Raw genomic sequence first — 9,413 nt, forward strand, 5'->3', positions numbered from 1 at the left:
CGCACCGGGGTCCACACCCTGGACGACTGGGCCGCCGATTACCTCGACGGGCTGTTCGGTGCTAGCACCGCGCACGCACGCGAACATCACACCCCCGTCCCGGCCCTGACCTGAGACGTCACAACCACCGCCCCGCAGGAGACGACCATGACCACCTCGCCCTTCACCGGCCTCGGAGTCGCTCTGGCCACCCCGTTCCGTGCGCCCGTCCGCCCGCGCCGCGACGAGGCGCTGCCACGCGTCGCCTCCACGGGAGGTCCGCGGAGCGCGACCCCGGCGGTGGACTTCGACGCGTTCGAGCGGATGATCGAGCACGTCGTCTCCGGAGGCGTCGACTTCCTCGTGGTGCTCGGCTCGACCGGGGAGGCAGCCACGGTCACCGACGCCGAGCGCGCCGAGCTGGTGCATCTTGCCGTCGAGCGGGCCGGATCAGTCCCGGTCGTGGTGGGCGTCGGTCACCAGGACACCGTGCGCACCTGCGAGCTCGCCCTCGCGGCCCGCGACTGCGGAGCGGGCGGCCTGTTGGTGGTGACCCCCTTCTACAACAAGCCGCAGCCGGCCGGCATCGAAGCGCACTTCGCCCAGGTGGCCGCGACCGTACCCGGCATGCCGATCATCGCCTACAACGTGCCCGGCCGGACCGGGACGAACCTCACTCCGGCCACGATGGCCCGCTTGTGGACCATCCCCGAAGTGGTGGCGGTCAAGGAGTCCTCCGGGGACCTGCGCCAGATCACGCAGATGTGCCTCCAGGCCCCGGCGGGCAGGCACGTGCTCGCCGGGGACGACGACCTGGCCCTTCCCGCCATCGCCGTGGGAGCGCGGGGGCTGATCTCGGTCTGCGCCAACGTCGCTCCGGCCCCGACCAGCGCCCTGGTCAGCGCGGCCATGGAAGGCGACATGGGCGCGGCACGCCACCACCTCGCCCGTCTGTCCCCGCTGATGGCGGCGATGTTCGCCGAGACCAACCCGGTGCCGGTCAAGGCCGGTCTGGCCGCGTTGGGCTTCGGCACCGGCATGGTGCGGGCCCCGCTCGCCCCGGCGGAGCCGGACACCTGGTCGGCGGTGCACTCCGCACTCGCCGGGCTGCAGCAGGCCGAGCACCTCGGGGCGGCCTCGTGACCGATAGTGTCCAGACGGTGAGCGAGGGGGTCGAGCGGGCGGACGACACGACACCGGCAACCGGGTTGGAGGCGTTCTTCTCCCGCGGCATGGACGAGGTGCTGCTCGACCCCAGGGTCACCGAGCAGGTGCAGGCCGCCTTGGACGCCCTGGAGTCAGGGACCGCTCGCGCGGCCACCGATGACGGCGCCGGAACGTGGCGAGCGCACCCCTGGGTGAAACAGGCCATCCTGGCGGCGTTCTCACTGAGCGAGCTGACGCCGTACCCGCAGTGGCCGGGTGGGGCTGTGGACAAGTCCCTGGTGCCGGCCCGCGAGATGAGCATGGCCGACGGGGTCCGCGTCGTGCCCGGAGGCACCTCGGTCCGCCGAGGGGCGCACGTCAGCCCGGGTGTGGTGGTGATGCCCCCCAGCTACGTCAACGTGGGGGCCCGGGTCGGCCCCGGCACCATGGTGGACTCCCACGTCCTGGTGGGCTCCTGCGCCCAGGTCGGGCGCGGGGTGCACCTGTCCGCCGCCGTCCAGCTCGGGGGGGTGCTCGAGCCGGTCGGCGCCCGCCCCGTCGTCGTCGAGGACGGCGCCTTCGTGGGGGCGCAGTGTGGGCTCTACGAGGGGGTGGTGGTGCGCGAGGCAGCGGTGCTGGCCCCCGGGGTCACCCTGACCGCCTCGACGACCATCCACGACCTGGTCCGTGAACGCACCCACCGCGGCGAGGTGCCCTCCGGCGCCGTCGTGGTGCCCGGCACGCGGCCCGCCCGAGGCGACTACGCCACCGCGCACGGCCTGTCGCTGTACGCCCCGTGCATCGTCAAGTACCGCGATGCGGACACCACGGCCGCCGTGGCGCTGGAGGACGCCCTGAGATGAGCGCCTCCCCCGGGTCGCCGCGGTGACCGCGACCGCACGGATGAGGGGGCTCGACACCTCGCTCATCCGCAGCTTCGCCCTGGACGCCCCGTCGGCCAACATCTCGCTCGCCCTCGGTGAGCCGGGATGGCCGCTCCCCCTGGTAGCTCGCCTCGCCCTGGGCGACTGGGCACACCGCCCCGGCTCGTGCACCTACGGACCGAACGCCGGCCTCCCCGAGCTGCAGGCAGCGGTGGCCGACCGTGCCGGCTGCCGCACCGACGAGGTCATGCTCACCGCCGGGAGCCAGGCGGCGCTGTACGCGGTGATGACGGCCCACCTCGACCCGGGGGACGTGGTGGCGGTGCCCGACCCCGGCTTCCCCGCCTACCGGACCGTGGCGCGGTTGGCCGGCGCCACCGCGGTGGCCTACCCCATGGGTAGTGCAGGCACCCTCGACCCGGCCGCGCTGGCCGCCACCCTCGAGCAGTGCGGTACGGGCCCGGGCGCGGTGCGGATGGTGGTGCTGAACCATCCCGGCAACCCCACCGGTGCGGGCGCGAGCCGGGCGGCTCTGGAGCAGGTGGCCGAGCTCTGTGAACGTCACGCGGGCCTGCTCCTGGTCTCGGACGAGGTGTACCGCGAGCTCTATCTGGAGCGCCCCCAACCGAGCCTGCGTGAGGTGACCCACGAAGGAATCGTCACCGAGTCGGTCAGCAAGGCGTGGTCGGCGCCAGGCCTGCGGGTCGGCTGGGCGCTCGGGCCCCCCGGGCTCCTGTCCCCCGCGAGACTCGTCCACAACGCCATGAACACCGCGCCCGCCCGACCCAGCCAGGTGGCGGCGACCGCGCTGCTCCGCGCCTCCGACGACGTGCTCCCCGCAGCGCGCGCCGAGCTCCGTGCCCGGTGGCAGACGGTGCGCGACCAGGGCCCCGCGTGGCTGAGCAGCCTGGGCACGCCGGAGGGCGGCTTCTACCTGTGGGCACCCGTGCCCGCGGCGGCTGGGGCCAGCGTCGGCGCTTCCGGATCGGGCCAGGCTTGGGCCCGAGACCTGCGCGACCGTGGCGGGGTGACCGTGGTGCCCGGGTCGGCCTTCGGCCCTGCGGGCGACGGTCACGTCCGGCTCAGCGTCGGCGGCCCCCTCGACGAGCTGGCCGAGGGTCTGCGCCGTATCGCCGCTTTCAGTCAGGAGGCATCGTGAACACGAGCCACTCGCTCTTCGCCCTCGAGGCGAGCCAGGTTCAGTCCGTCTTGGGCGAACCGGCACAGGTGCGCACGCCCTGCTTCGTCTACGACCTCGACCTGGCCCGCCGCCGCTTCGAGACCCTGCGCCGCGCGATGCCCCCACGCGTGCAGCTGGCCTACGCCGTCAAGTCGAACCCCGGCGCACCGCTGCTACAGACCCTGGCCGCGGCCGGAGCCTCGTTCGACTGTGCCTCGGCCGGTGAGGTCGCCAAGGTGCGAGCCGCCGGGCCGGACAGCCCGATCCTCGTGGCCGGCCCCGCCAAGAGCCAGGCCGACCTGCGCGCTGCCCTCTACGCGGGCGCGCGGGTGCAGGTGGACGGCCTCGAGGATGTCGCGAGCCTGCACGCCATGCTGCCTGCTCACGGGCCGGAGCCCCTGCGGGTCAGCGTGCGGGTGAACCCTGCCACTGCGGCGCGTGAGCGCTCGGCGATCATCGGGGGCGGCGGGCCTTCGGCGTTCGGCGTGGACGAGGAGAGGCTGCCGGACTTCCTCCACGCTGCGTCCGCTTACCCCCGGGTACGGATCGACGGCCTGCAGGTCTTCTCGGCCAGCAACGAGCTCGACCCGGCGGCCCTGCTGGACAACCACGCTGCCGCGGTGGCGATCGGGCAGCAGATGACCCAGAAGCACGGCGTCGAGCTGCGGCTCATCGACCTGGGTGGAGGCCTGGGCATCCCGTACGGCGCGCAGGAGCCCGAGCTCGACGTCAGCGCCCTCGGCGAGGGGCTGGATCGGCTGCTCCGTCGACACACCTGGTTCGGTGGCGACCTGCTGCTCGAGCCCGGTCGCTGGCTGTCCGGACCGTGCGGGATCTACGCGGCCCGGGTCATCCGGACCAAGGTCAGCCGCGGAGTGGCGTTCGCGCTGCTCGAGGGCGGCATCAACCACCTCCTCCGTCCGCTGATGACCGGCCAGTCCTTTCCGGTGATGGCCGTGCGACCGGACGGACCTGCCTACCGCGACACCGAAGAGGTCGAGTTCACGCTGGCCGGGCCGCTGTGCACCTCGCTGGACCGGGTCGGCACCGGAGCGCTGCCGGCCGACCTGCGCCCCGGGGACGTCGTCGTCTTCGGCCAGGCCGGTGCCTACGCGTACACCCAGGCCATGACCCATTTCCTGTCCCACCCGGTCCCGGAGCAACACTGGCTGCCCGTCGCCGACCGAGAGGCCGTGCTGAGCTAGCAGCGCCGGTGGCTTATTCTCGAAGGGAGGAAAGGGAGCAGCCATGGACCTCGGACGACCGATTGCCCGCCACTTCGCGCGCCGACCCCACGAGAGCGACGACGCTGCCGTAACCACCACCGACCCGGATCGGCCCGTTGGCCTGGGTCCGACGACCCAGGGGCATCAGGAAAAGCCCGTGGAGGTCACCGCCGAGCCCGAGCCGGGCACACCGCCCTTCGGGCGCGCCGGCACCTAGCCCCGGAACGCGCCCGTGGAGCTTCTCGTCGCCATGCTGGTGCTCCTGCCCCTGCCGCTGGTGGCCCGCAGCATGGCGCGCACCCGCCGCCGCCAGGCGCGGCTAGAGCAATGGACCGACCTGCCCGCACTGGTCACCGACGCCCCGTTCCGCGGCTACAAGCTGGCTCAGCTCGTGGTCAGCGACTCTCGCGCCTGGCTCGTGGGCGTGCTCAGCGTGCGGTACGGCGTGGACGAGCACGCCACCTGCCTGCGGCGAGGCTGCTCGCCGCCGGGCCTGGACTGCCTGTGCGGCTTCTACGCCTTCGCCGAACGCGCGCGAGCCGTCGACCTGCTGAACCGCCTGAGCCGCTCACACCCGCACGAGCACTACGTCCTGCTCACCGCCGACCTGGACGGCGAGGTGCTGGAGTACGAGCACGGCTACCGGGCCGAGCGGCAGCGCATCGTCCGCGTCGAGATCGCTCACCAGTGTGTGGAGTGCCGCGGCAGCGAGGAGCCCCAGCCGGTGGTCGCCTTGCTCACCCACCCCAGGTTCCGCACCGACGCCCTGCGCGGTCAGCGCGACCTCGTCGCGCACAGCGGCATACCCAATGGGAGCTCTCCGCTGCGGCCCCTGTGCGCACAGCACCTGCCGTACACGCGGGGAACCCCCCACACCCTGACCACGCTGCGCAGCCTGTGCGGCACGGAGGTCGCCTGGCTTCCCGAAGGTGAGTCGCCACGCGGCCGGCGCTCTCTCGGCGACGCCGCCTGACGGACTCACGCACTCGCGGCCCGCTCCAGCCGGTGCCGCACGGGCTCGGAGTCCGCCACGTCGTAGCGGTGCTCGCCGTGTTCGTACTGGGGGTGCCGGTCGGCATACATCTCGGCCGCGGGGCGCAGGCCCGGCGGCTCGGGCTCGCCCAACATCTCGTACACCCCCGCGACGGTGGCGACCGGGTCGGCCACCAGCTGCTCGTACTCCACGTCCGCGACGGCCTCGGGGTTCGCTCGGCGAAAGGCCGCGTTGGCGCCCAGCTCGCTCTCGAACAAGGCCAGACTCGCTTGTCGCGTCCGCGAGACGTCGACGTGACCGCTGATCGTCTGGGTGGCCAGTGTCATGTCGAGGAAGCTGGCGAACGCGGTGACGGGGTCGCGGTGGATCTGCACCACTCGCGCCTCGGGCACCGCCTCGACCAGGGCAGCCAGGGCGCCCAGGTGCTCCGGAGCCTTGAGCACCAGCGGGCGACCTCCGCACTGCTGCTGCAGCACCTGCAGCCACTGTCGCCACTCGACGTACTTCATCGTGCGGTCGTGGCTCTGGTACCAGTCCAGGTAGCCCGTCACCGGCGCGAGCGACCAGAAGAACACGGACTCGAAGCTCGTGGCGGTCAGGTACTGGCACTCTTCGGGGTCATCGACGCCGATGACGTGCATCCGGTCCAGGCTCGGCATGACCCGCTTGCGCCACTGCAGCGACCGACGGGCCCGTCGGCGGCGAAGGTCCTCGTCGCCGGGCCTGACCAGCGGGGAGACCAGCTGCCAGTAGGCCGGCGCGCGTCGGGTGGGGTCACAGGAGAGCAGACGGTGCAGATAGGTGGTGCCCGACCGGTGCAGCCCCGTGACCACGATCGGCGGTTGCAGTGGCTCCCGGAAGACCTCGGGCCGCCAGGCGCGCGCCTGTGCCAGCAGCAGCCGGTTGGTCAGGTTGTCGATGATCGACTCACGCAGCGCGATCTGCCCGAGCAGCTCCAGGTCGACATCCCTCTCGAGCGAGCGCAACAGGGCATCCAGGCCTTCCTCGAAGTAGTCGGGCCCGAAGTCGGCCCACCCGGCGCGCCGACGTGCCTCAGCGATGACCGTGCCCTTGTCCAACCGGAATCGAGGGTTGCGCCGGCTGGCGGGGATGCGACCCGCGGCGTTGAGCGCCCGCACGGGCAACGGAAGGGCGGACATGAAGGAAAGGTATCCGGCCACCGCTCGCTGTCAGCGCTGGCCCGCCGAGCGCCCCCGGCCACCATCCCCAAGGATGAGCCTGGCCCCAGACGGACGGCGTAGTATCGGCAGGTGTCGCAGGCGGAGCCGTGGGCCTTTCCGACCTGGGGTGACCGCGAGATAGCCGGCCAGGCGAGCGACGCGGTCCACGACATCCCTTCCGCGCTGCGCCTCGCCCGTGCTCTCGGGCCCCGAGGGGCAGACATGGGTGGACGCACCTGGTCCGTCCTGTCTGCGCTGGCCACGCTCGGCAGCATCGACCTCAGTACGGCGCGCATCGTGGAGCCGCACCTGGACGCCCGGGCGATCCTCGCCCAAGCCGGCGCCGGCCCCGACACCGCACCGCCGGAGGCCGTCTGGGGTGTCTACGCCGCGCAGCCCCCGGGGACCGACCTGCGCTGCTCCCGGACCGATGAGGGCTGGCGGCTGACCGGGACGAAGCCGTGGTGCTCGTTGCCGGACCAGCTCAGCCACGCTCTGGTCACGGCCGAAACATCCGAGGGCTCCCGGCTCGTCGCCGCGCCTCTGCGCGACCCATCGGTGTCCAGCGACGTCAGCGCCTGGCGACCCCACGGCCTTCGCCGCGTCAGCACCGGAAGCGTGCACTTCAGCGGCACCCTGGTGCAGCCCGTCGGTCCGGTCGGCTGGTACCTCGAACGTCCCGGGTTCGCCTGGGGCGGCATCGCCGTGGCCGCGGTGTGGTTCGGTGCCGCCGCCGCGTTGGCAGGGTCGCTGTGGCGTGCCGCGCGCGCCCGGGAGCCCGACCAGGTGGCCCTGATGCACATGGGGACTTGTGACTTCGAGCTGTTCGGTGCCCTGACGCTGTTGCGTGAGGCCGCGGCGCGGATCGACGACCGGGCCACCACGGCCCCCGAGTCGGCTCTGCTCGCCGCCCGGGTGCGCGCCCGGGTGGCGTCAACGGCCGAACACACCCTCGCCGTCGTGGGACACGCCCTCGGGCCCGGCCCTCTGACCTCGGACGAGGCGCACCTCACCCGCGTCTCCGACTTGACGCTCTATCTGAGACAGCACCACGCAGAGCGCGATCTCGCGCGCCTCGGGGCCATGACGCTGGCGTCGCCCGAAAGCTCGTCAGGCGCGTCGGCAGGGTGAGCATCCCTTCACCGGCTCCGACCTTCGACCGCCGCGACCCGCCGACACCGGAGCGGGTGTGGTGTGCCGCTCCCGCATGGCAGCACACGCCGGTCCTCGACCTCGATGCTCTGGTTGACCGCTGGGGCCACGTCGTCGTCGCGTCCGCCCACCCCGACGACGAGACCTTGGGCGTCGGTGCCCTGCTGGCCGCCCTTGCCGACCGGGCAGTCACGATCACGGTGCTGGTCGCGACCGCCGGTGAGAGGTCCCACGACCTCGCCGACCCCGGCGAACGGGTTCTGCTGGCCGAACGCCGCCGCGGAGAGCTCGAGCGCGCACTGGCGCTGCTCGCTCCCCAGGCCCGGCTGGTGCACCTGCATCACCCCGACACCGGGCTCGACAGCCGTATCGACGAGCTGACCACCGAGATCGGTGAGCATCTCGGCGCCGGCACGCTGCTGTTGGCGCCGTGGGTGCACGATGGTCATGGCGACCACGACGCCCTCGGCCGTGCCGCTCAGCTCGCGGGAGCGCGTCACCAGGTCGCCGTGGCGCACTACCCGGTCTGGCTGTGGCACTGGAGCACCCCGTCGCAGGTCGCGTGGGATCACGTGGTCGCCGCGGAGACTCCGCCGGGCGCCGTCCGGCGCAAACGCGCGGCGCTGGAGTGCTTCCCCTCGCAGACGACCGCCTGGGGTGGTGACATGGACGGATCCGGGCCCACCCCCGTCGTGGACGCCCAGTCGCTGGCCCGGGCTCGGCGCCTCGTCGAGGCCCTGCTCGACCCTGCCGGTGTTCTGCCCCGGCTGCCGTCCTTCTCGCTCACCCGGCGGAACGAGACGCGCGCAGCGGTGTTCGACGAGATGTACGCCGATGGACCGGACGCGTGGCGAGTGCACGGCTCGTTCTACGAGGCTCGACGCCGCGACCTCGTCCTGTCCATGCTGGGGCGGGCTCACTACTCGCGCGGCCTCGAGGTGGGCTGCGCCGACGGACACCTGACGGCGGCGCTCGTCCAGCGGGTGAGCGACCTACGCGCGGTGGACGTCAGCCCCGTAGCGGTCGAGCACGCCCGCACGGCCGCCCCGGGAGCTCACGTCACCGTCGGCGCCGCGCCCGCGGCGATCCCCGGTGGACCCTTCGACCTCGTCGTGCTCTCCGAGGTGGGGTACTTCCTCACCCCGACCGAGCTGCTGGCCACCCTGGCCAAGGCACAGTCAGCCCTGAGCGCAGAGGGCGAGCTGGTGCTCTGCCACTGGCAGCACCCGACGACTGACGTTCCGCTCGACGGTGCCTTGGTGCACCAGCAGGCACAGGACGCCTGGGGCGGGCCCCCGCAGGTGCAGTACCGCGACCCGGACGTCCGGATCGACATCTGGACGTGCGCCGCCTCGGTCGCGAGCCGCGAAGGCCGGAACACGGCACAGTCGGGCGACGACCGAGGTGACCCTTCTCGTGCCTGAGGGGCGGGCCCCGAGGACGGGCCGCACCGGACGCGCGCCCCTCCCCTCCGACGCCTCCCGGTCGCCCTCCCGCGACGTCTCACACGTCGTGGTGGCCATCCCGGCCAAGAACGAGGCTCTCCTGCTCGGCGCCTGCCTGCGCAGCGTGAACGAGACCGTCCGGTCGCTGCGCCTGGGCACCGGGGTCGGTTCTGTCTGCGTGATGGTCGCCCTCGACGGCTGCACCGACGGCACCGCGGCGGTGGCC

Annotated in this window: 8 protein-coding genes and 1 pseudogene; 8 read left to right on the plus strand and 1 reads right to left on the minus strand. The window is 72.9% G+C overall.

Annotated features, from left to right (window positions below; translation table 11 throughout):
* Nucleotides 1-147 precede the first annotated feature (147 nt).
* From dapA to VJ976_RS03775, 5 genes are all read left to right on the plus strand, one after another.
* Nucleotides 148-1,122 carry a 4-hydroxy-tetrahydrodipicolinate synthase gene (dapA, locus tag VJ976_RS03755; RefSeq protein WP_324098773.1) on the plus strand — a complete coding sequence of 325 codons (975 nt, stop codon included), beginning with the start codon at nt 148-150 and terminating at the stop codon, nt 1,120-1,122.
* Nucleotides 1,123-1,139: 17 nt separating this feature from the next.
* On the plus strand, nt 1,140-1,988 hold the full coding sequence (locus VJ976_RS03760) for a 2,3,4,5-tetrahydropyridine-2,6-dicarboxylate N-succinyltransferase (RefSeq protein ID WP_324098774.1): 849 nt from the start codon (nt 1,140-1,142) through the stop codon (nt 1,986-1,988).
* Nucleotides 1,989-2,010: 22 nt separating this feature from the next.
* Nucleotides 2,011-3,168 carry a pyridoxal phosphate-dependent aminotransferase gene (locus VJ976_RS03765; RefSeq protein ID WP_324098775.1) on the plus strand — a complete coding sequence of 386 codons (1,158 nt, stop codon included), beginning with the start codon at nt 2,011-2,013 and terminating at the stop codon, nt 3,166-3,168.
* Complete coding sequence (locus VJ976_RS03770; protein WP_324098776.1) at nt 3,165-4,394, plus strand: alanine racemase; 1,230 nt, start codon at nt 3,165-3,167, stop codon at nt 4,392-4,394. Before VJ976_RS03765 ends, VJ976_RS03770 begins: the two co-directional genes overlap by 4 nt.
* Before the next feature lie 253 nt (nt 4,395-4,647).
* Entirely contained in the window at nt 4,648-5,388 is a 741-nt protein-coding gene (locus VJ976_RS03775; protein WP_324098777.1) for a hypothetical protein, read from the plus strand.
* A gap of 5 nt (nt 5,389-5,393) precedes the next feature.
* On the opposite strand, the gene VJ976_RS03780 is transcribed toward VJ976_RS03775, so the two are convergent.
* Nucleotides 5,394-6,569 carry a sulfotransferase gene (locus tag VJ976_RS03780; protein WP_324098778.1) on the minus strand — a complete coding sequence of 392 codons (1,176 nt, stop codon included), beginning with the start codon at nt 6,567-6,569 and terminating at the stop codon, nt 5,394-5,396.
* A gap of 111 nt (nt 6,570-6,680) precedes the next feature.
* Here VJ976_RS03780 and VJ976_RS03785 point away from each other — a divergent pair, with 111 nt between their 5' ends.
* The 3 genes and pseudogenes from VJ976_RS03785 to VJ976_RS03795 form a co-directional block, all read left to right on the plus strand.
* Nucleotides 6,681-7,721 carry an acyl-CoA dehydrogenase gene (locus VJ976_RS03785; protein ID WP_324098779.1) on the plus strand — a complete coding sequence of 347 codons (1,041 nt, stop codon included), beginning with the start codon at nt 6,681-6,683 and terminating at the stop codon, nt 7,719-7,721.
* Entirely contained in the window at nt 7,718-9,166 is a 1,449-nt protein-coding gene (locus tag VJ976_RS03790; RefSeq protein WP_324098780.1) for a bifunctional PIG-L family deacetylase/class I SAM-dependent methyltransferase, read from the plus strand. The genes VJ976_RS03785 and VJ976_RS03790 overlap by 4 nt, the downstream gene beginning before the upstream one ends.
* Nucleotides 9,159-9,413 (plus strand): annotated as a pseudogene (locus VJ976_RS03795) (glycosyltransferase); the annotation flags it as partial. The gene VJ976_RS03790 and the pseudogene VJ976_RS03795, both read left to right, overlap by 8 nt.

Source organism: Ornithinimicrobium sp. (assembly GCF_035267225.1).
GTDB lineage: Bacteria > Actinomycetota > Actinomycetes > Actinomycetales > Dermatophilaceae > Ornithinicoccus.